This window comes from Actinomadura sp. 21ATH, from assembly GCF_041951345.1.
GTDB lineage: Bacteria > Actinomycetota > Actinomycetes > Streptosporangiales > Streptosporangiaceae > Spirillospora.
Map to the genome: position 1 here is coordinate 1 of NZ_JBGNUR010000008.1, position 25,749 is coordinate 25,749.

The window sequence follows — 25,749 nt, forward strand, 5'->3', positions numbered from 1 at the left end:
ACCGTATCCGGCGTCCTAGCCGCAAGCTTGCTCGCGCGCCGGTTGCCGAATGGAGTAACCGCAGCGTAACGTCAAAGAACCGACGTTGGCGACCCTGTCGCGGATGACGGATACAGGTGGCCGTAGCCGTCGTGCAGGTCCGCGTGCTCGTGCTGCATCGTCGCCGGCAGCACGATGTCGGCGTAGTCCGTCGTGTCCGTGGGGAACTGCTCCAGCACCACCGTGAACAGGTCCTCGCGCGCCAGCCCCGCACGGACCCTGTTCTGGTGCGGGGCGCTGCCCACCGGGTTGGCCGCGATCACGAACAGCGCGCGCACCGGCGGATCGGCCTCCAGCAGCCCCTCCCCGATCCGGCTCATCGACAGCGACCGCAGCGGCCCCGGCCGCAGGTCGTCGCGGAACAGCGCCGCCCGGTCCAGCGGGACGTGCCCCGACGTCGACGTCGCCAGCCCGCCGCCCAGCAGGCCCCAGTCACCGGTCACCGCCGGGAACGCGGCCAGCGTCCGCAGTGCCATCGCGCCGCCCGAGTGCCGCTGGAGGCCCTGCGTGGCCCGGATCGCCGTCGGCCGCGTCCGCGCGACCCGCTCGCCCAGCGCGACGATCCGCTCCTCCGGCACCCCGGTGATCTCCGCGACCCGCGCCGGCGTGAACGTCTCGACCCGCGCCCGGAACTCCTCCCAGCCCAGCGTGTGCCGCCGCAGGAACTCCTCGTCCTGCGCCCCGAGCCGCACGACCACGTTGAGCAGCCCCAGGGCCAGCGCCGCGTCCGTGCCCGGCAGCGGCGCGAGATGCTCGTCGGCCTGCCGCGCCGTCCGGGTCAGCACGGGGTCGATCGCGACCACGTACGCGCCCTTCGCCCGCGCCTCCTGCACGAACTTCCACACGTGGTGGCCGCTGGTCAGGGGGTTGGTGCCCCACAGGATGATCAGCCGGGCGTGCCGCAGGTCCTCGGGGTCCATGCCGCCGGGCGAGCCCAGCGTGGCCCAGGCCCCGGCCGTCCCCGCCGCCGAGCAGATGTTGGCGAGGTGCCGCGACGCGCCCAGCACGTTGAAGAACCGGCGCCCGGCGCCGCCCTCCAGGCCCTGGATGTAGCCGAGCGTCCCGGTCCCCCAGTACGGCCAGATCGCCTCGCCGCCGTGCTCGTCGATCACCGACCGCAGCCGCCCGGAGATCTCCGCCAGGGCCTCGTCCCAGGAGATCCGCTCGAACCGGCCCTCGCCCTTGGCCCCGGCCCTGCGCAGCGGGTAGAGGATCCGGTCGTCCTGCTTCGAGTGCTCGATCCACCGGTTGACCTTGGTGCACAGGGCGCCGCGCGTGTACGGGTGGTCCGGATTGCCGCGGAGCCCGACGGCCTCCCCGTCCCGTACGGTCACGACCCACGAGCACCCGTCCGGGCAGTCCAGCGGGCAGGCCCCCAGCACCTTGAGCTCCGTCACGACCCGTTCCCCACCCCGGCGACCTCCCTGTTTACCGTGCAGAGCCAGTTTGGAGCATCTCGTACACCGCTGAAACCCGACGGCGGCCCTCGGCGGCCACCAGGCCACCGTCGGCACTAGAGTTGCGGGGGTTCGGACAGTGAAGAGAGGGGCACGAGGTGGACGGGGACATCGAGTTCCGCAGTGACGTGACGGTGGAGCTGATCAAGTCAGCCGCGTCCGACGCGGACGTGCTGTGGGCGGCGCGCGTCTCGACCAAGGGAGAAAGCTCCCTGGCGGAGATCGAGGCCGATCCAGAGCGGTCCAAGGGACTGATCAACTTCCTGATGCGGGATCGGCATGGCACCCCCTTCGAGCACTCGTCGATGACCTTCTATGTGAAGGCGCCGATCTTCGTCTTCCGGGAGTTCATGCGGCATCGTACTTTCTCGTACAACGAGGAGAGCGGGCGCTACCGACGGTTGGAGCCGGTCTTCTACGTACCAGGTCCCGATCGCAAGCTCGTCCAGGAGGGGCGTCCCGGCAAGTACGTCTTCGCCGACGGTACACCTGAGCAGCATAAGCTGGTCGCGGAGGCCACCAAGGACAGCTTCCGACGGGCGTACCGCGCCTACACCGAGATGCTGGAGGCAGGGATCGCCCGCGAAGTCGCACGTGGCGTTCTCCCTGTCGGCCTCTACTCGTCCATGTACGCCACCTGCAACGCCCGCGCCCTCATGAATTTCCTTTCGTTGCGGACGAAGCGGGAAGACTCCACGTTCCCGTCGTTCCCGCAAAGGGAGATCGAGATGGTCGCCGAGCAGATGGAAGAGCAGTGGGCCGCGCTGATGCCGCTCACTCATGCGGCTTTTGAGGCCAATGGACGCGTCTGCCCCTAGAGCGTTGATGAGCAGACAGGTGCTGGTCGGTGCCCGTAGGGGGTGAGTGATCGGTTCACGGGTGCGCCGGTGAGCCGGTTGTGCCAGATGGCGGCGTTGAGGGCGAGGATGCCCTGGGCAGTGCAGGCCAGAGGCCCTGGCGGTCCGGTCGTTGTGGCGTTCGAGGCCGAGCCGGTTCTCCACGGGCCAGATGATCGCCTCGATCGGCTGGCGTTCTTCTGGGGCCGAACTGAAGGCCGTCACCGTGTTCCTCCGCAGGTGCTGATGAGCGGGCATCAGCTCGGCACCCCAGCGTGCGGCAGCTGCGGGAACAGGTATCTGATCCGGGCGGGAGCCGTCGAGGCCTCGGCCCTGGGTGACCACGTCCATCACCTGAGTCCGTCGAACCGCGGTCGCCACTGCAGCAACCCGCGTGCCTTAGGCCGGCGGTTGCCATTTCAAGATCAATTGATTTTGTTGCTGTTTCCAGGCCGCGAGCGCTCACCGACCGATATATCGTCGTGCCGTGAGCCAGGCCGCCGTTGCCAAGCGTCACTACCCGTATGTAACGCGTATCCTTCTCAGCTTGCTGGAGGAAGGAAGGCTGCGGAACGTAGAGCGGGTTGAGGTCGAGCCGGAATACGGTTATGTGACGCGAATCTATTACAACAACGGAAGTGTCCGCGTCACGCGCGGCAGCGACGTGGGCCTCAACCCGGGCGCCGCGTGTGAGATCGCCAAGGACAAGGCGTACACCAAGTTCTTTCTGAGGAAAGCGGGGTTCGCCTGTCCCGAAGGTAGAGCGTTCCTGCTTCCATGGTGGGCGGAAAAGATTATCCCCGGGCTTGGCCTGCGAGGCTTTGATGCGCCACTTATGGTAGATCAAGCTGCGGACTATGCTGCCTCTCTCGGGTTCCCAGTCTACGTCAAACCGGTTGACGGGGCGAGAGGGCAGGGGGTGTGGCGGTGCGATGATCTCGCAGAGATGGAGCGGGTCATTGCAGATTACGCTGAACAGTGGATTCGCGTAGCGCTCATCGAAGAATATGTGGACATGCCCGACCATCGTCTCGTCGTCATGCGCGGCGGGATTATTTCCGCTTATTCTCGTCTTCCGTTGACGGTTACGGGTGACGGAGTATCCACGACGGCGGAACTTCTCAGGCGCCTGCAACAGAGATATACGGAAGCTGACCGCGATACTCTGATCGATGTAGATGACGCTCGGATCGCGGCACGGTTGCGAAGGGAAGGGCGTACCCTGGAATCGGTGCCGCGAGCTGGCGAACCAGTCGTTCTCCTCGACATCTCCAACCTGTCTGCCGGCGGAACCGCGCACGACGTCACGGCCAAGGTGCATCCGTTCTGGTCGGCACTGGCCGCCGACGTTGCGAAAAGCTTCGGCCTGGCCTTCTGCGGCATAGATCTCGCTTGTCATGACCTCGCTGAACCGGGCGGTAGGTACTCCATTATCGAAGTGAACGCAACCGCGGGTCTGGACAATTACGGCTCGGTCGGCCGAGCGCAGCGGAAGATCGTCAGAGATTTGTATGCCCTCGTACTCAACGAACCAACCTAGAAGGTCCAACTCAGGGGAGTCATGCTTGCAGACAAGGAAATAATCGAACTCATCAATGCAGACCCGCCGCTGATCCGGGATTTTCGTAGCCTGGCCGAACAACTGCAGCCGGCGGGATTCGATGTCACCGTCCGGAAGATAACTGCACCCCGAGGCGAAGCGCGCCTCGGCGGCCCGCACCGGAGTCGAGTCGCGACAGAGTCGGAGATTCTGCTCGAGGAAGGTTTCTATCGACTATGTCCGGGCTATTATATTTTCTATCTCAATGAGTATCTTTCACTTCCGAAAGATATCGCAGGAATCGCCCTCGCGCGGTCGACGCTCATGCGGTGCGGAGGGTGGCTGTCCTCTGGTTTGTGGGATCCCGGGTTTCGGGGGAGAGGTCGGCTCGGTCTGTCCGTGGCCAATCCGGCGGGCCTTCTCGTTGAGGCTGACTCGCCGTTCGCTCAAATCTCCTTCTTTAGGCTGAGTGGGCAGAGCAAAGGTTTCCAGTTCAATCAATACTATGCGGAGTAGTGGGTCATGCGCGAGATTCTATGGATAGAAGCCGCCGCGGACGAAAATGCACTCGGGTCCGTCCTGGACGGTCTCAAATCCGAACTCGGCGCCGCGGGATGCGACTTCGAGTTCCGCAGCATGAGAGCGTCAGATTCGAAGGCGGCTGCGGAGGTGGTGACCGCGATCGGCATCTCGATGGCGACCATAACTGCCTTGCGTCCTGTGGTCGTACCTCTTGTCGAGGCTTGGTTCCACAGGCCGAGGAAGCAGGCACTGACCGTGAAAGTGGTCGACAAGGACGGCAGCGAGCGGAGGCTGGTGGCGGAATCCGCAAGCCAGAGCGACGCCGAATTCGCCGAGACGCTCAAGGCGATCTCGGCCTTCTTCTCCGGCATGGCCGAACAGAGGGACGACACATGCGGTGACTGATATGGTTCTTTTAGGGGAAAGATCTGAAAAACGCTGGGCGTCGGCCGTGTCCACGCGCCTGCTTTCGGTGGGAGCGCAGGCGAACCCCGCACTCGGGCTGGCGCCGCTGCCTAGCAGTGAGGCCGACGCCCGAACCGTGGCCCGCGTGTTGCCCGCGCACCTGCCGGGAGGCGGAGTCGACTGCCGGACCATCGGCTCAGGAACGTCTGCGGAATTCAACACGGCGCTGAGGTGGCTCTACGACCCGAGCGCGGCTGTGCGGCATCGTATCCTCTACTATTCGGGCCATGCGGTCATGCTGCCGTCCCAATCCATCGCACTTGCATTGTCGGATTCCGACACTTCCGATGCCCGCAGCTTTATCACCGCCGGTCTCCTTGGTGAATACCTGGTGCGGTGTCCGAAATCTATGCATACTTGGTTCCTGGATTGCTGTTATGCTCAAGGTCTGAGCTTTTCTCGGCTCCCCGAGACCGTACAGCAGATGCTGGATCACCGGGTCTTCGCCAGTAGTTCCGTCGCCAGTCGCACGCGAGCGCCTGCAACGGGCGCATTACTTAGTCCTTACACGAGGGCACTGATCCGCGGGATCAAAGGGATCGCCTATCGACCGGATACGGTCGACCTGACGATTTCCGACCTGGCTGCGTATCTCTCCGCAGAGGCCGCGGTCAGTGGGTTCGGAGACCCCTACTTGCGTGCGTCCGGGTCGGGATCTCAAGTGCTGTTCCAGAAGAGACTCGCTCCGAGGTCGGTCATCGGTGGAAGCCGGCCCAGCAGGACGCCGCCGCGACCGCGGCTAACAGTGGTGCTCGGCGAGGCCGGAGCGCAAGCCGACACCATCGCCCTCAAGGCGTCGGCCGTCGAGGAGGAGGTAGCGAGACTCGACGGCCGCTCGCGAATCATGCTTGACCTCAGCAAAGCCGCTGCGGGCTACTTGGACGCCGCGGCCCAGCCCGCTCTCCTGGAGGGCATAGACGCCAGGAAGGTCTGGGACGAGGTACGTGCGCTGATCGATGACCGACATCTAATGATTACCGGAGTGGACGGCGATTCGATCCCGGCTGACATCATCGGGGCTGCGGACGTGCACAGGGTTGCCGGGCCGAACGGGGACGACGTCCTTCGGACCTTCACGAGCCTTGGGATTGCCGCCGAGGAGGTCACAGGCCGTTTCGTCGATGACATCCTGCAGGCCAGTGCCGGGTCTCACCAGGAGATGGCCCGGATCACTCAAACCATCGCCCTGATCAGGCGATTCGATGGCCCTTCCATGGATGATTCCGCCGTCGATATGACAGTTGCGGACGTTGTGGAGTTGGTCGACTCTTTCGACGGTCGGATATCGGCCGCCCTGGCGCTTTGCGCATGCGCACCAGGAGTCTATCTGCCGCTCCCCATCGTCCTGGGCTGGGTTTCCCGGCAACTAGGTGCCGGCGGGGCAAGGCTCCGGTCGGAGGCTCTTCTGAGCCTGTTTCTCAGGGGCAGCGGTGCCCTGGTCACGGAGGATGGCTGGATCTGCGTACCGACTCGTTATAGCGGCGTCTTCGCTGCGCTGCGCCCCGAGCCGGAGAAGGATTTCCTTCCCTTCCTGCGCTGGTCACTGTCGGTTACCGCTGAGTCCCCTGACGCAGCGGTCGGCCGCCTGCAACTGCTCCGTGCGGCTGCGCTGTTCTGCGAGCAGCATGTGGGCCGGCACGACTACGCGCCAGTGGTCGACGGCCTGCTGGCCCTCTGTGGTCTTGAGTTGTTCGCCGCGTCGCGGCTGCACTCGTGGCTTCCCATCATCGACGACGCGATCGACTGGATAGGGGACAGGGCCTCTGCTCGTTTCCTGTCGATATGCGGCCATGCGTATCGTCTGGCGGACCATTATGATAGTGCGGGCGCGATCTTCATGGCGGCGGCCGCCCGTACCACGAACAGTATCGAGGAACTCATCGTGCGTTCCGGGATCGTCGCCGCCACCAAGAATTCAGATGGATTTTCGCAAGCTCGTCTCGAAGAGCTGAGTGCGATGGCCGAGCGGGTACAAGAGGTGGATGAGAAAGGCGGGGAAACTGCTGCCTGGGCAATAGCGCACCTGCTCTTCCAGAGAGCGAATGTTGATTTCGCGCGGTCCCGCTGGGACATCGCCGACTCGCTCTATTCCAATGCGGAAAGAATGCTTGCGGGTCACAGTGGAATCGAGAGTGCCCGTCTGATGGTTGACGTCCTTAAAGGGAGGGGGGATGTTGCCATTCATCGAGACGAACGTGGCGAATGCGTCCGGCTGGCGGACCGGATGCTGGGCGTGGTCTCGGACGCCGCGCTCGATCGGCTCGGCCGTGTCGGGTTTGCCAAGGTGCTGCAGTTCATGGGGGACCTGGCGCGCCGTCGCGCCTTGCCGCGCGATATGGCGGAGGGTTTGGTAGACCATGGGCAGGTGCATGCCGCGGTCTATTGGTATGAACGCTCACTGGCCGAGTATGATGCCCAAGAATTGCTGCTGGGTACGCTTTTGTGTAGATTCAAGATAGCTGAGGTCTGGGGTATAATGGACGACTATCAGCGGTCATTCGAATGTCATCTTGATCTCCTTGAGCGTTTCCATGACCTGGGCAACGGCGTGTGGGAGTACAAGTCGGCGGTGTGCGCCCTCAAGCTCTTCCCGTTCCTTGAACATCCCCATAGGATCCGGGCCGTATCTCTGGCTGGAGATATCCGCGCGCGCCTGGACCGGGGCACCCCGTCGGAGTTTCAACAACTTTGGGGGCGCATCGCGCTCGCCGCCGCTGGCGCCGGGAAAGAATGGGAGGTCGCTGCCGGTCTCGCGCGCAACCTCGGTCTCCTGGGGCTTGCCGCGTCGCTCGACCGCCGAAGCCTGGGGAAATGGATCTTCGCCTATTACTAGCGCCTGGGTTGCGACGCGCGTCATGGGGGCGGGGGGGGGTCGGGTCTGGGTGTACCGGGACAGATGCGGCAGTTGGGCGCATGCCGGATGTCGTGATCGCGCCTGAACTGCTCGCCTACCTGGCCGTGCCCGTGAGTGATCTACAACGTAAAGGCGTCAGCCGTTGAGGACGGCCTGGGTCTGGGTGACCTGGGCGACGCGCCGGTCGCCGGCGTCGTAGAGGTCGGTCTGGACGACGATGAAGCGCCGGCCGGAGTGCAGCGGCCGGGCGACGCCGCGCACCTCGCCCTCGCGGACGCCGCGCATGAAGTTGGTCTTGGACTCCAGCGTGGTGGTGGACGCGCCGTCCGGGAGGTTGAGATAGGCGCACGCGGCGCCCAGGGTGTCGGCGAGGGCCATCAGGGCGCCGCCGTGCATGACGCCGCCGGCCGTGCAGCGGTCCGGGGCCCAGGCCAGCCGGCCGGTCACCTCGCCGGGCGCGGCGGCGTCGATCTCGATGCCCAGGGCGCGGGCGAAGGGCATGGCGTCGATGAGCGCGTCGGTCATGGCGACCAGCGTGGCGTACGCGCCGGGTGCCGGGCCATTACCCCGGGCGTCATGTCCGCCGGAACGTGCGGGGCGGGGCGCCGGGACGCCACGACCTGATGACCATCTCCTCGCCCTCCACGGTGGTGAGGACGGCCTCCCGCAGGTCGAGCCGGAAGGCGTGGAAGTCCCCTGGCGGCTCGGTGCCGGTCGTGTAGCGCTCCTTCTCCGCCGGGTCGGTGATCTCGACGGCGATCCCGGCGACCTTGGCGTCGCCGTCGGCGGGGTGGGCGTGGATCGCGCAGCGCCCGTCGCGCCGGAGGTCGCGGGCCTTGACCGCGTTCAGCATCGAGCCGAAGGACAGGTCGGGGCCCAGGAAGTCGACCTCGGAGCCGCTGACGCGGGGCGAGCCGTCGGCGCGCAGCGTCGCGAGGACGTGGGTCTCCGCCGCCTCGAAGCGGGCGCGCACGGACGCGGCCAGGTCGGGTGCCGCCTTCTCGAACTCCTGCCATGTAGCCATGCCGACAACCTCTCACAGGGGCCGGTCATTACCAGCGGGGTAATCGCGGGCATGACATGGGCGCGGGTAGCGTTCCGGGCCATGACGATCACTTCGCTCGGCGATGTACGGCCCGTGGGGGACCAGCTGCGGGCATGGCGGCAGCGGCGCAGGCTCAGCCAGCTGGAGTTGGCCTCCGGGGCCGAGGTGTCCACGCGCCATCTGAGCTTCGTGGAGACGGGCCGGTCGGCGCCGAGCCGGGAGATGGTGCTGCGGCTGGCCGAGCACCTGGAGGTGCCGCTGCGGGACCGGAACCTGCTGCTGGTGTCGGCGGGCTACGCGCCCGTGTACGCCGAGACGCCGATGGAGGAGCCGCGGATGGACTCGGTACGGGCCGCGCTGAGGCAGGTCCTGCGGGGCCACGAGCCGTACCCGGCGGTGGTCGTCGACCGGTTCTGGAACCTGATCGACGCCAACGGGGCCGCGGGGTTCTTCATGGAGGGGGCGCCGCCGGAGCTGCTGGAGCCGCCGCTGAACGTGCTCAAGCTCAGCATGCACCCGGACGGGATGGCGCGGAACATCGTCAACCTGGGGGAGTGGCGGGCGCACATGATCGACCGGGTGCGCCGGCATGTGGCGCTGACCGCGGACGCCGCGCTGGTGCAGCTGTACCGGGAGCTGCGCGACTACCCGGGGCCGGCGGCGACGGCGGCGCCGACCGGCCAGGAGGTGGTGATCCCGCTGCGGATCCGGCACGGTGACCGGACGCTGTCGTTCTTCAGCACGATCGCCACGTTCGGCACGCCGGTGGACATCACGGTGGCGGAGCTGGCCATCGAGTCGTTCTACCCGGCCGACCCCGCGACGGCGGACTTCCTCCGCGAGCGCGCCGCCGCCGGGTAGCCGCGCGGCCGTTCAGGCGCCGGTCGTCGAGCCGGGCCGGACGATCATCAGCACGACGACGACCGCCCACAGGAGGTTGAAGACGCCGGTGAGCATGGCGAGGCGGCCGGCCGTGGCGGCGGCGGCCGGCCGGTCCGCGGCGAGCATCCGCTGCTGGCCGGGCAGGATGGCGAAGCCGAGGACGCCCGCGGCGGCGGCGGTCAGGATCACCGAGGCGATCAGCCAGGGGTCGGTGAGGACGCCGAGCGCCGCGCCGGTGGCGAAGCCGAGGATCGGCACGGCGAGGCCGGCGAAGGCGTAGCCGGAGCAGATCCGGTGCAGGAACGCCGCCACGCCCTCGGCGGACTCCTTGGCGTAGCGGGGAAACAGCGACGCGGCCACGGTGATCGGCCCGATGAACACGATCGCGGCCAGGACGTGCAGGGACAGCAGCAGCTTGGTCACGTGGGGGCTCCAGGTCTCCGAATATGTTGGTTGCCTATACGTCGTCTGTCTACAGCACCGGTGTGTAGGCTGTCTACTCATGAGGGCGGACGCGGTACGCGGACATCTGGACGGCCTGCTGCTGGCCGTGCTCGAACCGGGCCCGCTGCACGGCTACGCGATCATCGCGGCCGTGCAGCGGCGCAGCGGCGGGACGCTGGAGCTGAAGACGGGCACGATCTATCCGGCGCTGAACCGGCTGGAACGGGTCGGGCTGCTGCGCAGCACCTGGCTCGCCGAGGGGGAGCGGCGCCGGCGCTGCTACGAGCTCACCGAGGACGGGCGGCGCGCCCTGGCCGGCGAGCGGGACGCGTGGCGCGAGTTCACATCGGTCATCGGGGCGGTCCTCGACCCGGCGCCCGGGCACCCGGCGTGACGGGCACGGCCACCGCCGCCGACCCGGTCGAGGAGCACGTCGCGGCGCTGGCGGCGGCGCTGCACGGCCCGGCCCGGGCCAAGGAGCGGCTCGTCGAGGAGCTGCGCGGCGGCCTGGAGGACACCGTCGCCGCGTACGGCGACCGGGGCGTCCCGTACGAGCGCGCCGCCGAGCTGGCGGTGCGGGAGTTCGGGAGCGTCGCGGAGCTGGCGCCGGGCTGCCAGCGGGAGCTGACCATCGCCCAGGTCCGGCACACCGCGCGGGCGGTCGTGCTGACGATCCCGCTGCTGATCGCGTGCTGGGCGCTGGTCCGCACCGCCGGTCACCAGCAGCAGTGGCAGCTGTGGGCGGCGGCGGCCGCGGCGCTGCCCGGGGCGGGGACGCTGGCGGTGACCGGCGCGCTGGCCCGCCGGCTCCCGGTGCCGGACCGGCTGCCGATCGCGGTCGCGTGGGGCGGGACGGTCACGGCGGTCGCGATGGCGGTCGCGACGCTCGGGCTCGCCGGGACCGCGGCGCTGCACGGGAACTGGCCGCTGACGGTGCTGGCCGGCGCGCTCACCGCCGTGTCGCACGCCCTCGTCGCGGGCTCGGCCCGCGCCTGCCGGCGCTGCGCCCGCCTGGCGGCCCGCTGAGCGGCGCGGGCCGAGCGTGGGCCGGGCGCGGGTCAGGCGCCGTACTCGCCGTCGAGCGGGTCGTGGTGGATGCGGTGCGGGGGGACGTCGAGCCGCTGGAGCGCGTCGACCGTGCACCTGATCATCTCGGCCGGCCCGGCCACGTAGACCTCCTGCTCGGCCAGGCCGGGGAGGTCGCCGAGCGCGTCCGCCGGGGTGGCGCGGGCGTCGCCCGGCGCGGAGACCAGCGTGCTCATCCGCAGCCCGGGGTGGGCGGCCGCCAGCCGCGCCAGGTCGGCCATGTCGTACAGGTCCTGCTCGGTCCGCGCGCCCACCATCAGGTGGACGCGGCGCGCGGGGTCGGCGGCCAGGGCGTCCTCGGCCAGGGCGCGCAGCGGGGCCAGGCCGGTGCCGCCGGCGATCAGCAGCAGGTCGCGGCCGGCGGCCTCGGGGGCGAGGGTCATGGTGCCCAGCGCGGGCCCGAGCAGCAGCGTGTCGCCGGTGCGGGTGTGCCGCACCAGGGTGCCGCTCACCCAGCCGGCCGGCACGGCGCGCACGTGCAGCCGGAGCGTGCCGTCGGGGCGCGGCGCGTTGGCGATGGAGTACGGCCGCCAGACCCGCGGCCAGCGCGACACCTGGACCGAGACGTACTGGCCGGCGTGGAACGGCAGCGGCCGGCCCGGCCGCAGGGTGAGCACGGCCAGGTCGTACGAGCGGCGCTCGTGCGCGACGACCTCGGCGATCCACCAGGGCGGGGCCTGCTCGGCGTCCCGCTCGGCTCCGGCGATCATCAGTTCGGACGCGGTCCGGTAGCCCTCGGTCCAGGCGGCCTCGGCCTCGGGCGTCCAGCCGTCCCCGCCGTACGCGCGCAGCGTGGCGACGAGGGCGTCGCCGACGGCCGGGTAGTGCTCGGGCAGCACGCCGAGCTTGCGGTGGTCGCGGCCCAGCCGGCCGAGGTAGCCCTCCAGCGCGTCGGGGCTGTCCATGCTCCACACGATCTTGGTCAGCGCGCGGAAGAGCCGGTCGCGCTGCGCGTCCATGGCGGGCGGGAACAATGCCCGCAACCGGGGATGCTCGGCGAACAATCGCCCGTAGAAATAGGCGATCGCCTTATCGGCGACCGGCTCCAGGTGGGTAAAGCTTTCTTTGATGATTCGGGGTTCCAAGGACATCAGGCGAGTTCGCCCCCCGGTCCATTCGACGATGGTCGCCGGACTCCGACGAGGGTGCGTCGGCGCGGGGACGTCCGGCTCGCTGAGATTCTCGCACTCAAAGTGCCTGGTCTCAACCGTTCGGCGCTATCGTGCACGTACCGATACGGAGAGTGATCGAGTGCTGATTTCCTGTCACCGACCGCTGTATTCCGGCGGAAGAATACTCGTCGGTATCTGCGTCGCGGTTCCTCGAAATGGCGTTCGATAACGCCCCGGGTCCGCCCTGTAACAGGGCACGGTTCGCGATTAGCCGGTTATGTCCGATGATCTCCGCTGGTGGTGGAGGATTCTCTACCGCCGGATTCCGCACGGTGTCCGCGCGCCCCCGCGCGGCCGGCCCGGCGCGGCGCCGGGACACCTGTCGCGGACGGGGAACGTAAGGCAAGCTGGCCTGGACAGGGACAGGACGGGGGACAGGGGAGGGCCGGTCCGTAACCCGGGTCATGCGCCATGATGACCCGACGCAGACGGCGCGCCACGCCGGGCGACGGACACCGGCCCGTGGTACGCACAACGGGAGGGACACCAGCATGAGCGAGGCGACCCGGCAGGCGCCGGGCGGTCCCGGCGACGCCGACCGCTCCCCGCCGGTCATCGGCATCACCACCTACCTGGAGCCGGCCCGCTGGGGCGTGTGGGTCCGCGAGGCCGCGCTGCTGCCGGCGCCGTACGCGCGGGCGGTGGAGCGCGCCGGCGGCGTGCCGGTGATGCTGCCCCCGACCGGCGGGCTGCGCGGCGTGGACGCGCTGGTGCGGCGGCTGGACGGGCTCGTGATCGCCGGCGGCGGCGACGTCGACCCCGACCTGTACGGGGCCGACCGGCACCCCGAGACCGGGCCGCCGCAGCCGCAGCGCGACCGGTTCGAGCTGGCGCTGGTGCGCGCCGCCGTGGAGGCCGACCTGCCGTTCCTCGCCATCTGCCGCGGCATGCAGGTGCTGAACGTGGCGCGCGGCGGCACGCTCGTCCAGTACCTGCCCCAGGAGGTCGGGAACGAGGACCACGCCCCGGCGGTCGGGATGGTCGGCCGGCACCGCGTGCACATCAACCCCACCAGCGCGATCGGCAAGATCATGGGGGACGGCGCGGACGTGCCGACCTACCACCACCAGGCCGTCAAGCGGCTCGGCAAGGGGCTGAGCGCGGTCGCCTACGCCGCCGACCAGGTGGTGGAGGCGGTGGAGCTCCAGGGGCACCGGTTCGGCATCGGCGTCCAGTGGCACCCGGAGGAGGGCGACGACCGCCGGCTGTTCGAGGCGCTGGTCGCCGAGTCCGCCGGCCGCTGACGCCGCATGCCCGTCCACCCGCAGACCAGGCGCTTCCTGGAGTTCCTCGGCGCCTGGAGCGACCTGCTGGGCCCCGACCCGTCGATCCAGGACATGCGCCGCGTGGTCGGCTCGGCGCTCCCGGCGCCGCGCCGCGAGCTCGCGCACGTGGCGGACCTGACCGTTCCGGGGGAGGGCGGTCCCGTGCCGGTCCGGCTCTACCGTCCCGAGGAGCGCGGGCCGCTGCCCGCCCTCGTGTACTTCCACGGCGGGGGATGGGTCGTCGGCGGGCCCGGCAACGTCGACGCCGCCTGCCGCGAGTTCGCCGCGCGCGCCGGCTGCGCCGTGCTGAGCGCGGACTACCGGCTGGCCCCCGAGCACCCGTTCCCGGCCGCCGCGGACGACGCCTGGGCGGTGACGGCCGCGGCCGTCCGCGACCCCGGCCGCTTCGGCGTGGACCCCGCGAACGTGGCCGTCGCGGGCGACAGCGCGGGCGGCAACCTCGCCGCCGTCACGGCGCTGGCGGCCCGCGAGCGCGGCGTGCGGCTCGCCCACCAGCTGCTGGTCTACCCCGTCACCGACACGGCCATGGACACCCCCAGCTACGCCGCGTACGGCACCGGGTACGGGCTGGACGCCGCCTCGATGGCCCTGTTCATGGACCTGTACCGCGGCGGCGCCGATCCCGCCGACCCGCGGCTGGCGCCGCTGCGCGCCCCCGACCTGGCCGGCGCGGCCCCCGCGACGGTCATCACCGCCGAGTACGACGTCCTGCGCGACGAGGGCGAGGCGTACGCGCGGCGGCTGGAGGAGGCCGGGGTGCCGGTGGAGCTGCGCCGGTACGCGGGGATGGTGCACTCGTTCTTCCTGCTGCCGGAGCTGTTCGACACCGGTGCCGAGGCGATGGATTTCGCTGTGCGACGATTGCGCGCGGCATTCGCGGCCCCGACCCGGAAGGACGGCCCATGAGCGAGACCCGGTACGGCGCGTACCAGCGGCTGAAGATCGACGAGGCGGGGCCCGGGATCCTGCGGATCACGCTGAGCGCGCCCGGGCGGCTCAACGCGGTGGACGAGACCGGGCACCGCGAGCTGGCGGAGATCTGGCGGGACGTGGACGCCGACGACGCGGTGCGCGCGGTCCTGGTGCGCGGCGAGGGCACCGCGTTCTCGGCCGGCGGCGACCTGTCCATGATCGAGGGGATGCTGGACGATCCGGCCGCCCGCTCCCGGATCATGCGCGAGGCCCGGGACATCGTGATGAACGTGATCGACTGCTCCAAGCCGGTCGTCAGCGCGATCCAGGGCCCGGCCGTCGGGGCGGGCCTGGCGGTGGCGCTGCTGGCCGACATCTCGGTCGCCGGCCGCTCCGCGAAGATCATCGACGGCCACACCCGCCTCGGCGTGGCCGCGGGCGACCATGCCGCGATCGTGTGGCCGCTGCTGTGCGGCATGGCCAAGTCCAAGTACCACCTGCTGCTGTGCGAGGCGGTGACCGGCGAGGAGGCCGAGCGGATCGGCCTGGTGAGCGTGTGCGTGGACGACGACGAGGTGCACGAGCGCGCGCTGGAGGTGGCGGCGCGGCTGGCGAGCGGGTCGGCGGAGGCGATCCGCAACACCAAGCACGCCCTGAACCACTGGCTGCGGGTGGCGCAGCCGGCGTTCGACGCGTCGCTGGCGCTGGAGTTCCTCGGCTTCACCGGCCCGGACGCGCGCGAGGGCGTGGCGGCCCTCCGCGAGAAGCGCACGCCCAGGTTCACCTGACGCGCCCGGCCGCACGGCCGGTGAGGCCCGGCCCGGCCGGTCAGCCGAAGCGCTTGCGCAGCGCGTCCAGCCCGGTGGTGTAGATCGCCTGGGTGAGGGTCTTCTCCATCGCCTCCTCGTCGTCGGCGTCGGCGGAGAACTCGCCCCACCACTCCACGAACGCCTGGCCGGTGCCGGTCACCGGCGCGACCCGGATCCGGGCGCGGGCGGACCGCAGCGGCAGCGGGCACTCCAGGATCTCGTACGCGTAGGAGCGGTCGGCGTCGTCCAGGCTGGTGAGCCGCTCGCGGAACGGCCGCGGGCCGGGCCCGATCAGCCGCCGGACGCAGCCGACCCGGTCGGCCGGGCCGCCGTCCTCGATCACGCCGGTCTCCACGCCCGGCATCCAGTCGGCGAGGTTGCCGAAGTCGCGCAGGTACGACCACACGTCGTCGGCCGGGGCGTTGAGCACGGCGCTGGCATAGGAGCGGGGCATCGGATGCCTCCTCGGCATCGAGGGTGGGAGATCATCTTGCGCCGCCAAGTGTGATCCGGGCAACATGTCGGCGTGCTGCTCGGTGATCTCGCCCATCGCGGCGCCACGCTGTGGCCGGACCGGACCGCGTTCGCCTGGGAGGACGGCCGCACCCGCTCGTACGGGGAGCTGCACGACCGGGTCCGGCGCTGGCACGGGCTGCTCGCCGCGGGCGGGGTCGGCCCCGGCGACCGGATCGCGCTGCTCACCGTGAACGCGCCGGAGGCGGTCGAGGCCGCGTTCGCGGCGTCCTGGCTGGGCGCGGTGGTCGTCCCGCTGAACGTCCGGCTCGGCCCGGCCGAGATCCGCTTCCAGGCCGAGGACGCGCGGGCGCGGCACGCGGTCGTCCATCCGGCGCTGGAGGGCCCGGCCCGCGAGAGCGGCCTGCTGGACGGCACCCACTGGACCATCGGCCCGGACCTGGACGAGGCCCTCGCCGCCGTCCCGGGCCCGGCCGCCGAGGTGCCCCGCCCGGCCGACGACGCGCCGGTCATGCAGCTCTACACCTCGGGCACGACCGGCCGCCCGAAGGGCTGCCTGCTGACCAGCCGCGGCTGGGTCGTGGCGGCGGCCAACGCCGTGCAGGCGTTCGGGCTCACCGGCGACGACCGCCTGCTGGGCGCGCTGCCGCTGTACCACGTCGCCGGGTACGGGGCGGCGCTCGGCCACCTCGCGGCCGGCGGGACGGTCGTGCTGCCGCCCGGCCCGGCGCCCGACCGGCTCTGGCCGGTGATCGCCCGGCACGGCGTCACCGTCGCGATCTTCCCGGGCGGCACCGGCGCCGCCCTGCGCCACCCCGCGGCCACCCCGGAGACGCTGCGGCTGGTGTTCGGGATGGCCGCCACCGAGCGCCCCCGCGCCCTGGAGGCGCTGCGCGACCTCGGGATCGGCTACCGCGGCGTCTACGGGTCGACCGAGGCCGGGAACTTCGTCACCGTGACGACCCTGGACGACGAGCTGGCCCGCCCCGGCACGGTCGGCTGCCCGCTGCCGCCGTTCGACCTGGCCATCGCCGACCCCGACGCGGCCGGGACCGGCGAGCTGCTGGTGCGCGGCGCGTCCCTGATGGCCGGGTACGCGGGCCTGCCCGACGCCACCGCGGCGGCCCTGCGCGGCGGTTGGCTGCACACCGGCGACCTGCTGCGCCAGGACGACGACGGGTTCTTCCACTTCGTCGACCGCGCCAAGGACATGATCAAGACCGGTGGCGAGAACGTCTACTCCGCGGAGGTCGAGCGCGTGCTGGCCGCCCATCCGGCGGTCGCCGACGTCGCGGTCGTCGGCGTCCCGGACCGGCGCTGGGGCGAGGCCGTCAAGGCCCTGGTCGTGCTCCGCGGCGGCCACGAGCCCGGCGGCGCCCCCGCCGCGCTCGACGCCCACTGCCAGGGGCTGCTCGGCGCGTTCAAGCGCCCGCGCTGGTACGAGATCGTCGAGGCGATCCCGCGCAACCACTCCGGCAAGATCCTCAAGCGCGGGCTGCGCGCCGCCCACGACCCGGGCACGGCCGTCCGGCTGCCCGAACGCGACCGCTGACGGGCCGCGTGAAGAAGCCGGCGTAGACGAGCCGGTCGTACCACTCGGCCAGTCCTTGCCCTTTTTTGGCATCGAGTGCCATCATGTCCGGACCGTCGAGTCGATCACCGTGGAGGTACGTAATGGCGCGTCTGGCGGGCAAGGTGGCGTTCATCACCGGTGCGGCGCGGGGCCAGGGCCGGGCGGAGGCCGTGCGGCTGGCCGCCGAGGGCGCGGACATCATCGCGGTCGACATCGCCGGACCGGCGAGCACGTACGTCAAGTACGAGCCCGCCACCGAGGCCGAGCTCGCCGAGACCGCCAAGCTCGTCGAGGAGCAGGGCCGCCGCGCCGTGGCCCGGAACGTCGACGTCCGCGACCTGGCCGGGCTGGAGGCCGTCGTCCGCGACGGCGTCGCCGAGCTGGGCCGGCTCGACATCGTCGTGGCCAACGCGGGGATCATGAACTACGGCCGCACCTGGGAGCTGACCGAGGAGCAGTGGCAGGACCTGATCGACGTCAACCTCACCGGCGTGTGGAAGACGGTCAAGGCCGCCGTCCCGACGCTCATCGAGCAGGGCCAGGGCGGCTCGGTCATCATCATCAGCTCGGTGGCGGGCGAGAAGGGCCTGCCCTTCCTCGCGCACTACGCCAGCTCCAAGCACGGCGTGGTGGGGCTGGCCAAGACCCTGGCGAACGAGCTGGGCGAGTACGACATCCGGGTCAACACGATCCACCCGCACGGCGTGCGGACCGGCATGACCGACACCTCGCTGCACACCTACATCGAGGAGTCCCCGATGCTCGGCCCGATCTACATGCCGGCGCTGCCGTACCAGATGGTCGAGCCGGAGGACATCGCCGGCGTCGTCGCGTTCCTGGCCTCCGACGAGGGCAGGTACATCACCGGCGACCAGGTGCGCGTCGACCTCGGGGCGATCAACCGCTGATCCGGCGCAGCGCGGCTCCCGCCCGCCGCAGCGCGGGCGGGAGCGCCTCGGGGAGGCGGACGTCCGGCAGCAGCGGCGCGGCGGTCCGCGCGCGGACCGCGGCCGCCGTGACGCCGGACCCGTACGCCGCGTCCTCGGCCAGCCGCAGGACGGTGTAGGACGCCGGGCCGACGGCGGGCCGCTCCCGCAGCCACTCCAGCGCGACCGGCGCCAGCATGGCCAGCGCCGCGGCGCGGGCCGTGCGGCTGCGCGGCGCGGCCGCCAGCGCGAGCAGCCCGGCGGGCCACCACTCGCGGCGCAGCGCGTGCCCGAGCGCGGCGGCGTCGGCGGTCACGCCCTTGCCGACGATGGCGACGGCCAGGCTCCAGTCGGCCGGCAGCCGCGACAGCCGCCTGGCCAGCAGCGCCGCGGCGATCGCCGCGCACGCGGCCGCGGGGACCGGGCGCCCCCGGGCCAGCAGCGCCAGGACGGCGAGGTTCCACAGCGACGGGCGGGCGGGCGCCAGCCGGCCGGGGTGGCGGCGGGCCAGGTCGGCGGCGGACGTCCCGTACTGGTGGCGCCGCCGGGCCCACTCGGCCGGGCGCAGCCGCGGCGCGTGGGAGACGCGGGCGGCGGGCTCGTAGCGGACGTTCCAGCCGCGGTCGCCCAGCCGCCAGACGAAGTCGACGTCCTCGCCCAGCCGCATGTCCTCGTCGAACGCGGCGCCGGCCTCCCGCGCCGCCGCGGCGCGCACCAGCAGCGTCGCCGTGGGGACGAACCCGAGCCTGCCTCCGGGACGCACCAGCGCCGGCCGCACGCCCATGTCGAGCGCGGACCGGGCGGCCTCGTACCGGGCCAGCAGCCGCGCGCCGTCGGCGCGCGGCACCACCCGGGGCGCCACGGCCGCGACGCGCGGGTCGTCGAAGTGCGGCATCAGGACGTCCAGCCAGCCGGCCTCGGGGCGGCAGTCGGAGTCCACGAACGCCACGAACGGCGTCCCGGCCGCCCGCAGCCCGGTGTTGCGCGCGGCGGCGGGCCCCCGGTTGCGGTCGTGCCGGACGAGCCGGGCGCCGTGGGCGGCGGCCGCGCGGCGCAGCGGCCCGGGGTCCGGCGAGCCGTCGTCCACGACGATCACCGGCACGCCCCCGACCGCCGCCAGGGTCCCTTCGAGCTCGCCGGGACGGCCGTACGCCGGGATCACGACCGTCACGTCGTGCGGGCCGGGGCGCGGGGCGGGGACCGGGTCGGCCAGGCCGTGGTCGAGCAGCCGCCGGGCCAGCGCCCGCCCGACGGGGGAGTCGTCGGCCAGGCCGCGCGCCCCCGCCCGGCGCAGCGCGGCCAGGTGGGGGCGGGCCGCCGCGCCCAGGCGCACGACCTTCCACGGCGCGCCGCCGGTGGCGACCCGGCCGCCCGTCCACAGGGACGTCCCGCGCTCCAGCGCGATCGGGAAGCCCGCCGGGAGAGGGAAGGAGCGCCGGCCGTCCGCGGATCCGGTCACGGCCGCGCCTCCGGGGCCGGGGCGCCGGGGGCGAGGAGCCGGCCGCGCCCGTCCGCCCGGCCGCCGCCGATCCGGCGGGCGGCCGCGGCGACCATGGCCTCCAGGATCTCGCGGCCGGCCGCGGCGGACGCTCCGGCCGGGTCGCCGAGCACCCCGGACGGCGAGACCGCGCGGACGCCGCGCGCGACCAGCTCGGGCATCAGCTCGGGCAGCGGGCGCGCGTCGCCGGCGACCCCGCCGAACGGCCGGACCAGGTCCGGGGCCAGGTGCAGCATGACCGAGGTCTCGGTGAAGCCGGCGTGCGCGTCACCGCCCGGGACGGTGCACCCGACCCAGGCCGCGTCGTGCCCCTCCACCCGCATCCGCCCGACGGCGGCGTCCAGGGTGGGGACGTTGCCGCCGTGCCCGTTGACGAAGACGATCCGGCCGGCCCACAGCGCGAGCGAGCGCACGGTCTCCACGAGCACGGCGCTCAGGGCCTCGTGGCCGATGGAGACCGTCCCCGGGAAGCCGGCGTGCTCGCCGCTGGCGCCGACCGCGATCGCCGGCGCGACCAGCGGCGGCCCGGGCAGCAGGGCCGCCGCCCGCTCGGCGACCGCCCGCGCGATCACCGTGTCGGTGGAGAGGGGCAGGTGCGGCCCGTGCTGCTCGGTCGAGCCGACCGGCACCAGGACCGCCGGGTCCGGCGGGACCTCCGGCCAGGCCGCGCCCGCGAGGCCGCCCTCCCCGGGCCGGCCCTCCTGCCGCCCCTCGTGCCGCACGTCAGCCCGCCGGTGCGTCCGGGACCGCGCCGCCGCCCAGCGTGAGCCGGAAGTCCGGCGGGATCACCAGGTCCGCCGGGGACAGGTCGCGGACGCCGGCGTGGCCGAGCCCCAGCACGGCGGAGTCGAGTCCGCCGCGCATGATGTCCAGGACGTTCTCCACGCCGGCTTGCCCGTTGGCGGCCAGGCCCCACAGGTACGCGCGGCCGATGAGGACGGCGCGGGCGCCCAGCGCGAGCGCCTTGGCGACGTCCCCGCCGCGCCGGATCCCGCCGTCCAGCAGCACCTCGACCTGGTCGCCCACCGCCTCGGCGATGGCCGGCAGCACCCGGATGGTGGCGGGCGTGGTGTCGAGGTTGTTGCCGCCGTGGTTGGAGACCGACAGGGCGGTCACGCCCGCGTCGACGGCCTTCCTGGCGTCGTCCACGCGGGTGACGCCCTTGAGCATGAACGGGCCGTCCCACTCCTTGCGCAGCCACGCCACGTCCTCCCAGGTGGGAGGCGGCGTCTGCATCCACTCGCCGTAGGCGCCGAAGAACGTGGGCGCCGTCCCGCCGGGGGGCGCGAGGTTGGGCGTGGTCAGGTCGGGGATGCGGCCCGTCTTGGCGAAGCGCCACAGCCACCCGGGGTGGGGGAGGACGCCGGGCGCCAGCTTCACCGCCGTCTTGAGGTCGATCCGGTCCGGGATCATCGGGCTGCCCCAGTCCCGGCCGTTGGAGAACGACCAGTCCAGGGTGGCGATGAGCGCCTTCGCGCCGGCCTTGCGCGCGCGGTCCATGCGCTGGACCATCGCGTCGCGGTCGCCGCTCCAGTACATCTGGAAGAAGACGTTCGGGTTGGCCTCCGCGACCTCCTCCACCGGCTTGCTGGCGAACGAGCTCAGCCCCATGATGACGCCGCGGCTGGCGGCGGCCCGCGCCACCGCGACCTCGCCGTCGGGGTCCACGGCCTGCACGCCGGTGGGGGAGATCAGCACCGGCATCGACGTCTCGACGCCCATCACGGTCGTCGACAGGTCCCGCTGGGCGTGGTGGCCCGCGACGCGGGGGGCGAAGCCGAGGTCGCCGAACGCGTCGGTGTTGTTCCGGATCGTGCGGCCGCGCTCGGAACCGGCCACCAGCGCCCCGTACACCATGTACGGCAGCCGCTTCCTGGCGCGGCGCTGCGCCTCGGCGACGGTCTCGAACCAGGGGTTTCTCGGCATCAGGGATGTCTCCTCTCAGGGCGCCCGCAGGCCCGCGAGCGGGTCCTCGGCGCACGCGCTCACCGGCGGCCGGTCCAGGTCCTCGCGGCGGCGCGCCAGCGTGACCGGCACGGGCCCGGAGCTCTTCCGCCGGGCCGGGGCGGTGCGGCGGGAGTGGTCGGCCGACGGCCTGGGGATGCCCGCGCGGTCCTCGGGGCGGGCGGCCAGCAGCGCCTCGCCGTGGCCCTGGACGCACTCGGGGTCGGGCCCGTCCAGCGGCAGCCCGGTGAAGAACTTGGCCGCCATGCAGCCGCCCTTGCAGCTGTCGTAGAACGCGCAGGACGTGCAGGCCCCGCCGTTCTGCGGCTCGCGCAGCTCGCGGAACAGCTCCGAGCCGCGCCACACGCCGGCGAACCCGCCCTCCTCGCGGACGTTGCCCGCCAGGAACTCGTCGTGGATGGCGAACGGGCAGGCGTACACGTCGCCGACCGGGTCGATCAGGCACACCACCCGACCGGCGCCGCAAAGGTTCAGGCCCGGCAGCGCCTGCCCGTAGGCCGACAGGTGGAAGAACGAGTCGCCGGTCAGCACGTCCTCGCCGTGCGCGACCAGCCAGTCGTACAGCTCGCGCTGCTGGGCGGGCTCGGGGTGCAGCTCGTCCCACACGTCGGCGCCGCGGCCGGACGGGCGCAGCCGGGTCAGCCGCAGCTGGGCGCCGTACCGGTCGGCGAGCGCCTTGAACTCGTCCATCTGCGGGATGTTGTGCCGGGTGCACACCACCGACAGCTTGAAGTTCTTCATTCCGGCGTCGGCCAGGTTCTTCATCGCCCGCACGGCGGTGTCGTACGAGCCGGGCCCGCGCACCGCGTCGTTGACCTCGGCGGTCGCGCCGTCCAGCGAGATCTGCACGTCGACGTAGTCGTTGGCGGCCAGCCGCCGCGCCGCCTCCGGCGTGATCCGCACGCCGTTGGTGGAGAACTTCACGCCCACGTGGTGCGCGGTGGCGTAGTCCAGCAGCTCCCAGAAGTCGGAGCGGACGGTGGGCTCGCCGCCGCCGATGTTGACGTAGAAGACCTGCATGGCCTCCAGCTCGTCGATGACGGCCTTGGCCTCGGCGGTGCTCAGCTCGCGCGGGTCGCGCCGCCCCGAGGACGACAGGCAGTGCTCGCAGGCCAGGTTGCAGGCGTAGGTGAGCTCCCAGGTCAGGCAGATCGGCGCGTCGAGCCCGCGCTCGAACAGGTCGACCAGCCGCGGGGCCGCGGCCGTGGTGGCGGTCATGAGGTCCTTTCGACGAGCATGGACGACCGGTGCAGCGCGGCCAGCGCCGCGCCGTACCGGTCCAGGTCGGGCGCGGGGACCCCGGCCGTCGCGCACGCGTCCCGGGCGGTGGGCGCGTCCTTGAGGGTCTGCACGACCGCCAGCAGCCGGCGGTCCTTGAGGAATGACAGCTTGCGCGTCCCGAAGTGGTAGAGCAGCGCGCCGAACGGCTCGGGCCGCACCGAGACCTGCGGGTGCAGGTCCCAGGCGCGGTCCATGTCGATACCGGGCATGGCGGCCTAGTAGACGCCGCACATGCCGTCGATCGAGACCTCTTCGATGAGGGACTCGGCGTCGGCGAGCTCGGCGGCGGTCCGGTCGTCGGCCGGGTCGTGGGACTGGTTCTCGGGGGCGGTGGTGTCCATGGGTCCTCCTCCGGTGGGCCGTGGCCGTCAGGGGCCGGGGGTGGCCCGGCGCGGCCTTGCGGTGATACTAAGTGCATCGAGTGTCATAAGGAAGGCCGGGAGGGTGATTTGTCGGCGTCCGGGGCGAGCGCCCGCCGGAAGAGGCGTCCCGACGTGCTCGTCGTGGGCGCGGGCGGCGCCGGCGCCGTCCTCGCGGCGCGGCTCAGCGAGGACCCCGGGCGCGAGGTCCTGCTCCTGGAGGCCGGGCCGGTGCCGCGCGGCCTGGACGGGTTCACCGGCGACCTGCTCGACGCGCGGCTCGTCCCGGGGGCGCGGACCGGCCACGCCGCCGTCCGGACGTTCCCGGCGCGCCTCATGCCCGGCATGCCGTACATGGCGGCCCGGGGCCGGATCCTCGGCGGCTCCACCACCGTCAACGGCGGCTACTTCGTCCGGGCCCGGCGGGCGGACTTCGACCGGTGGGCGGCCGCGGCGGGCGACCCGCGCTGGTCCTACGAGCGGGTGCTGCCCCTCCTGCGCGCCCTGGAGAACGACCTCGACCACGGCGCCACCGCCCTGCACGGCGGCGCCGGTCCGGTCCCGGTCCGCCGCACCCGCCTGGAGCACCCGGCCGCCGCCGCGTTCCGCGAGGCCGCCCGCGAGCTCGGGCACCCGGACGAGCCCGACAAGAACGCCCAGGACCCGCCCGGCTTCGGCCCCGTCCCGGTGAACGCGGTGGACGGGCGCCGGATCAACACCGGGATCGCCTACCTGCTGGGCGCGCTCGGCCGCCCCAACCTCACCGTGCTCGGCGGCTGCCAGGTGCGGTCGGTGGCCGTCCGCCGCGGCCGGGCGACCGGGGTGGTGGCCGAACGCGGCGGGCGGCCGTCCACGCTGGAGGCGGGGGAGGTCGTGCTGTGCGCGGGCGCGCTGGCCACGCCGCACCTGCTGCACCTGTCCGGCATCGGGCCGGCGGCCGCGCTGGAGGGCCTGGGCGTCCCCGCCGTCCACGACCTCCCCGCGGTCGGCGCCGCGCTGAGCGACCACCCGCAGGTGGTGCTGGAGTGGACGCCGCGGCGGCCGATGGCGGAGCCCGCCGGCTCCTGGCTCGGCGGGGCGCTGCACCTGACGTCGGGCGGCGGCGAGCCCGGCGACCTGGAGATCCTCCAGTCGCTCGTCCCGCTCGCCGGCCTGGTCACCGGCGCCGCGGACGTCCCCGGCGCGCCCCTGGCGTTCCTGGTGTCGGTGCAGGCCCCGGTGCGGTCCGGCGGGCTGCGGACCGTGTCGGCCGATCCCGGCACGGGCCCGTACATCGACTACGGCTACCTGCGGACCGGCACGGACCGCCGCCGGATGCGGGAGGCCGTGCGGGCGGCCGCGGCCGTGGCGGGCACCGCGGCGTTCGCCGCGGTGTCGCGCGGCCTGACCGGGCCGGACGCCGCGACCCTGGACGACGACCGCCTGCTCGACGAGTGGATCCGCGCCCGGCTCGGCACGTCCCAGCACACCTGCGGCACCGTGCCGATGGGCCCCGCCGTCGACGGCCAGGGCAGGGTGCACGGCGTCGCCGGGCTCCGCGTGGCCGACACCTCCGTCCTGCCCGCCGCGCCGCTGCGCGGGCCCGCCGCCACGGCCGTCCTCGTCGGCGAGGTCATCGCCCGCGCCATGCGCGGGCCCGGCTGATCAGGGCCCGGAGGCGGCCCCGGCCGGATCCAGGACCGCGCCCAGCCCGGCCGTCACCTGGCGGAGCGTCTCGTCCAGCAGGTCCGACAGCGCCGCGCCGTCCTCGGCCGACAGCCACTGCTCGTACGCGCTGACCGCGGCGGCGAGGACGACGTTGCCCGCGAGCCGGGGGACCGTCGACGCGGCCGGCAGCCCGGTGCGCGCCGCCACGAACCCGGTGATGATCTCCCGCCAGGACGCGTAGCGCAGGGTCGCGTCCGCGTGCAGCGTCGGCACCTCCAGGATGAGCCGCATGCGCTGCCGGTGCCAGGGCACGTCGTCGGGGTCGAACCGGTTGAACTCCACGACCGCCCGGCGGATGGCCTCCATCGGCGGCACGTCCCGGCCGGTCTCGTCCAGCAGCCGGCGCAGCATCTGCAGGTGGTCCTCGAAGTCGCCCCAGACCAGGTCGTTCTTGGAGGCGAAGTAGCGGAAGAACGTCCGCCGCCCGATCCCCGCCGCGGCCGCGATGTCGTCCACCGTGGTCGCGTCGAACCCCTGCCGGGCGAACAGCGCGAACGCGAGCCGTTCCAGGGCGGCCCGCGACGTCACCCGCGGCCGCCCCATCGCCGCGGCGCCGCCCCGCCTCCCGCTGTCGGTCGTCACGGCACCAGCCTGCCATGCCGGGCCGGCGGCGGTCC

At 72.3% G+C, this 25,749-nt stretch carries 27 protein-coding genes; 14 read left to right on the forward strand and 13 right to left on the reverse strand.

The genetic code is table 11. The features are described 5' to 3' along the window. Positions 1-71 precede the first annotated feature (71 nt). Complete coding sequence (locus ACA361_RS23130) at positions 72-1,436, reverse strand: molybdopterin-dependent oxidoreductase (RefSeq protein WP_375014902.1); 1,365 nt, start codon at positions 1,434-1,436, stop codon at positions 72-74. A gap of 158 nt (positions 1,437-1,594) precedes the next feature. Between ACA361_RS23130 and thyX the strand changes: the two genes are divergently transcribed. The 5 genes from thyX to ACA361_RS23155 all read left to right on the forward strand — a co-directional run bounded on the left by thyX (position 1,595) and on the right by ACA361_RS23155 (position 7,692). Beyond that, the gene (gene thyX, locus ACA361_RS23135) at positions 1,595-2,314 is read left to right on the forward strand and encodes an FAD-dependent thymidylate synthase (protein ID WP_375014904.1); all 720 of its coding nucleotides are present in this window, start codon (positions 1,595-1,597) and stop codon (positions 2,312-2,314) included. Positions 2,315-2,819: 505 nt separating this feature from the next. Then, entirely contained in the window at positions 2,820-3,872 is a 1,053-nt protein-coding gene (locus tag ACA361_RS23140) for a hypothetical protein (RefSeq protein WP_375014906.1), read from the forward strand. A gap of 21 nt (positions 3,873-3,893) precedes the next feature. Next, positions 3,894-4,388, forward strand: a complete 495-nt coding sequence (locus ACA361_RS23145) for a hypothetical protein (RefSeq protein WP_375014908.1) — start codon at positions 3,894-3,896, stop codon at positions 4,386-4,388. Between the two features lie 6 nt (positions 4,389-4,394). Then, positions 4,395-4,799 carry a hypothetical protein gene (locus tag ACA361_RS23150; RefSeq protein WP_375014910.1) on the forward strand — a complete coding sequence of 135 codons (405 nt, stop codon included), beginning with the start codon at positions 4,395-4,397 and terminating at the stop codon, positions 4,797-4,799. A gap of 46 nt (positions 4,800-4,845) precedes the next feature. Continuing rightward, entirely contained in the window at positions 4,846-7,692 is a 2,847-nt protein-coding gene (locus ACA361_RS23155) for a hypothetical protein (RefSeq protein ID WP_375014912.1), read from the forward strand. A gap of 156 nt (positions 7,693-7,848) precedes the next feature. Here ACA361_RS23155 and ACA361_RS23160 read toward each other — a convergent pair whose 3' ends face one another. Together ACA361_RS23160 and ACA361_RS23165 are read right to left on the reverse strand one after the other, a co-directional pair. Next, entirely contained in the window at positions 7,849-8,238 is a 390-nt protein-coding gene (locus tag ACA361_RS23160; protein ID WP_375014913.1) for a PaaI family thioesterase, read from the reverse strand. 49 nt (positions 8,239-8,287) lie between these two features. After that, a complete protein-coding gene (locus ACA361_RS23165; RefSeq protein ID WP_375014915.1) occupies positions 8,288-8,737 on the reverse strand; it encodes a pyridoxamine 5'-phosphate oxidase family protein in 450 nt (149 codons plus the stop codon). An 81-nt stretch (positions 8,738-8,818) separates the two neighbouring features. Between ACA361_RS23165 and ACA361_RS23170 the strand changes: the two genes are divergently transcribed. Further along, positions 8,819-9,619 (forward strand): helix-turn-helix domain-containing protein, encoded by an 801-nt coding sequence (locus ACA361_RS23170; RefSeq protein ID WP_375014917.1) that lies wholly within the window; start codon positions 8,819-8,821, stop codon positions 9,617-9,619. 12 nt (positions 9,620-9,631) lie between these two features. Here the strand turns inward: ACA361_RS23170 and ACA361_RS23175 are convergent, their stop codons facing one another. Further along, positions 9,632-10,063, reverse strand: coding sequence for a hypothetical protein (locus ACA361_RS23175; protein WP_375014919.1), 432 nt, complete (start codon positions 10,061-10,063; stop codon positions 9,632-9,634). A gap of 79 nt (positions 10,064-10,142) precedes the next feature. Between ACA361_RS23175 and ACA361_RS23180 the strand changes: the two genes are divergently transcribed. Beyond that, positions 10,143-10,478 carry a PadR family transcriptional regulator gene (locus tag ACA361_RS23180; protein WP_375014921.1) on the forward strand — a complete coding sequence of 112 codons (336 nt, stop codon included), beginning with the start codon at positions 10,143-10,145 and terminating at the stop codon, positions 10,476-10,478. Continuing rightward, complete coding sequence (locus ACA361_RS23185; RefSeq protein ID WP_375014922.1) at positions 10,475-11,110, forward strand: permease prefix domain 1-containing protein; 636 nt, start codon at positions 10,475-10,477, stop codon at positions 11,108-11,110. Before ACA361_RS23180 ends, ACA361_RS23185 begins: the two co-directional genes overlap by 4 nt. A gap of 32 nt (positions 11,111-11,142) precedes the next feature. On the opposite strand, the gene ACA361_RS23190 is transcribed toward ACA361_RS23185, so the two are convergent. After that, entirely contained in the window at positions 11,143-12,153 is a 1,011-nt protein-coding gene (locus tag ACA361_RS23190) for a globin domain-containing protein (protein ID WP_375014924.1), read from the reverse strand. A 680-nt stretch (positions 12,154-12,833) separates the two neighbouring features. Between ACA361_RS23190 and ACA361_RS23195 the strand changes: the two genes are divergently transcribed. From ACA361_RS23195 to ACA361_RS23205, 3 genes are read left to right on the forward strand one after another with little or no spacing between them, the layout of a single operon-like run. After that, a complete protein-coding gene (locus tag ACA361_RS23195) occupies positions 12,834-13,586 on the forward strand; it encodes a gamma-glutamyl-gamma-aminobutyrate hydrolase family protein (protein ID WP_375014926.1) in 753 nt (250 codons plus the stop codon). Positions 13,587-13,592: 6 nt separating this feature from the next. Continuing rightward, positions 13,593-14,534: an alpha/beta hydrolase gene (locus ACA361_RS23200; RefSeq protein WP_375014928.1), complete on the forward strand. Its 942-nt coding sequence runs from the start codon at positions 13,593-13,595 to the stop codon at positions 14,532-14,534. Further along, positions 14,531-15,328 (forward strand): enoyl-CoA hydratase/isomerase family protein, encoded by a 798-nt coding sequence (locus tag ACA361_RS23205; protein ID WP_375014929.1) that lies wholly within the window; start codon positions 14,531-14,533, stop codon positions 15,326-15,328. Before ACA361_RS23200 ends, ACA361_RS23205 begins: the two co-directional genes overlap by 4 nt. Positions 15,329-15,368: 40 nt before the next feature. Here ACA361_RS23205 and ACA361_RS23210 read toward each other — a convergent pair whose 3' ends face one another. Continuing rightward, positions 15,369-15,803: an SRPBCC family protein gene (locus ACA361_RS23210; protein WP_375014930.1), complete on the reverse strand. Its 435-nt coding sequence runs from the start codon at positions 15,801-15,803 to the stop codon at positions 15,369-15,371. A 72-nt stretch (positions 15,804-15,875) separates the two neighbouring features. On the opposite strand from ACA361_RS23210, the gene ACA361_RS23215 reads away from it, so the two are divergent. Both ACA361_RS23215 and ACA361_RS23220 read left to right on the forward strand, forming a co-directional pair. Next, positions 15,876-17,375, forward strand: a complete 1,500-nt coding sequence (locus tag ACA361_RS23215) for a class I adenylate-forming enzyme family protein (protein ID WP_375014932.1) — start codon at positions 15,876-15,878, stop codon at positions 17,373-17,375. A 122-nt stretch (positions 17,376-17,497) separates the two neighbouring features. Further along, a complete protein-coding gene (locus ACA361_RS23220) occupies positions 17,498-18,304 on the forward strand; it encodes a mycofactocin-coupled SDR family oxidoreductase (protein ID WP_375014934.1) in 807 nt (268 codons plus the stop codon). Here the strand turns inward: ACA361_RS23220 and mftF are convergent. The 6 genes from mftF to mftA are packed head-to-tail and all read right to left on the reverse strand — an operon-like array spanning position 18,294 to position 23,407. Continuing rightward, positions 18,294-19,781: a mycofactocin biosynthesis glycosyltransferase MftF gene (gene mftF / locus ACA361_RS23225; protein ID WP_375014936.1), complete on the reverse strand. Its 1,488-nt coding sequence runs from the start codon at positions 19,779-19,781 to the stop codon at positions 18,294-18,296. The two genes, ACA361_RS23220 and mftF, sit on opposite strands and share 11 nt — an antisense overlap. Next, a complete protein-coding gene (mftE, locus tag ACA361_RS23230; RefSeq protein ID WP_375014938.1) occupies positions 19,778-20,542 on the reverse strand; it encodes a mycofactocin biosynthesis peptidyl-dipeptidase MftE in 765 nt (254 codons plus the stop codon). The genes mftF and mftE overlap by 4 nt, the downstream gene beginning before the upstream one ends. 1 nt (position 20,543) lies before the next feature. After that, a complete protein-coding gene (gene mftD / locus ACA361_RS23235) occupies positions 20,544-21,746 on the reverse strand; it encodes a pre-mycofactocin synthase MftD (RefSeq protein WP_375014940.1) in 1,203 nt (400 codons plus the stop codon). Between the two features lie 15 nt (positions 21,747-21,761). Then, positions 21,762-23,003 carry a mycofactocin radical SAM maturase gene (mftC, locus tag ACA361_RS23240; protein ID WP_375014942.1) on the reverse strand — a complete coding sequence of 414 codons (1,242 nt, stop codon included), beginning with the start codon at positions 23,001-23,003 and terminating at the stop codon, positions 21,762-21,764. Further along, entirely contained in the window at positions 23,000-23,275 is a 276-nt protein-coding gene (mftB, locus tag ACA361_RS23245) for a mycofactocin biosynthesis chaperone MftB (protein WP_375014944.1), read from the reverse strand. The genes mftC and mftB overlap by 4 nt, the downstream gene beginning before the upstream one ends. A 6-nt stretch (positions 23,276-23,281) precedes the next feature. Beyond that, positions 23,282-23,407 carry a mycofactocin precursor MftA gene (gene mftA / locus ACA361_RS23250; RefSeq protein WP_375014946.1) on the reverse strand — a complete coding sequence of 42 codons (126 nt, stop codon included), beginning with the start codon at positions 23,405-23,407 and terminating at the stop codon, positions 23,282-23,284. A gap of 153 nt (positions 23,408-23,560) precedes the next feature. Between mftA and mftG the strand changes: the two genes are divergently transcribed. Then, a complete protein-coding gene (gene mftG / locus ACA361_RS23255) occupies positions 23,561-25,069 on the forward strand; it encodes a mycofactocin system GMC family oxidoreductase MftG (RefSeq protein ID WP_375014948.1) in 1,509 nt (502 codons plus the stop codon). Here the strand turns inward: mftG and mftR are convergent, their stop codons facing one another. Then, on the reverse strand, positions 25,070-25,714 hold the full coding sequence (gene mftR / locus ACA361_RS23260; RefSeq protein WP_375014950.1) for a mycofactocin system transcriptional regulator: 645 nt from the start codon (positions 25,712-25,714) through the stop codon (positions 25,070-25,072). It abuts the gene before it with no gap. Positions 25,715-25,749 lie beyond the last annotated feature (35 nt).

Coding starts and splice junctions, on each gene's coding strand:
- ACA361_RS23145 (WP_375014908.1), top strand. CDS start 3,894: ATGCTTGCAGACAAGGAAATAATCGAACTCATCAATGCAGACCCGCCG.
- ACA361_RS23150 (WP_375014910.1), top strand. CDS start 4,395: ATGCGCGAGATTCTATGGATAGAAGCCGCCGCGGACGAAAATGCACTC.
- ACA361_RS23160 (WP_375014913.1), bottom strand. CDS start 8,238: ATGACCGACGCGCTCATCGACGCCATGCCCTTCGCCCGCGCCCTGGGC.
- ACA361_RS23165 (WP_375014915.1), bottom strand. CDS start 8,737: ATGGCTACATGGCAGGAGTTCGAGAAGGCGGCACCCGACCTGGCCGCG.
- ACA361_RS23170 (WP_375014917.1), top strand. CDS start 8,819: ATGACGATCACTTCGCTCGGCGATGTACGGCCCGTGGGGGACCAGCTG.
- ACA361_RS23180 (WP_375014921.1), top strand. CDS start 10,143: ATGAGGGCGGACGCGGTACGCGGACATCTGGACGGCCTGCTGCTGGCC.
- ACA361_RS23195 (WP_375014926.1), top strand. CDS start 12,834: ATGAGCGAGGCGACCCGGCAGGCGCCGGGCGGTCCCGGCGACGCCGAC.
- ACA361_RS23200 (WP_375014928.1), top strand. CDS start 13,593: ATGCCCGTCCACCCGCAGACCAGGCGCTTCCTGGAGTTCCTCGGCGCC.
- ACA361_RS23205 (WP_375014929.1), top strand. CDS start 14,531: ATGAGCGAGACCCGGTACGGCGCGTACCAGCGGCTGAAGATCGACGAG.
- ACA361_RS23210 (WP_375014930.1), bottom strand. CDS start 15,803: ATGCCCCGCTCCTATGCCAGCGCCGTGCTCAACGCCCCGGCCGACGAC.
- ACA361_RS23220 (WP_375014934.1), top strand. CDS start 17,498: ATGGCGCGTCTGGCGGGCAAGGTGGCGTTCATCACCGGTGCGGCGCGG.
- mftD (WP_375014940.1), bottom strand. CDS start 21,746: ATGCCGAGAAACCCCTGGTTCGAGACCGTCGCCGAGGCGCAGCGCCGC.
- mftC (WP_375014942.1), bottom strand. CDS start 23,003: ATGACCGCCACCACGGCCGCGGCCCCGCGGCTGGTCGACCTGTTCGAG.
- mftB (WP_375014944.1), bottom strand. CDS start 23,275: ATGCCCGGTATCGACATGGACCGCGCCTGGGACCTGCACCCGCAGGTC.
- mftA (WP_375014946.1), bottom strand. CDS start 23,407: ATGGACACCACCGCCCCCGAGAACCAGTCCCACGACCCGGCCGACGAC.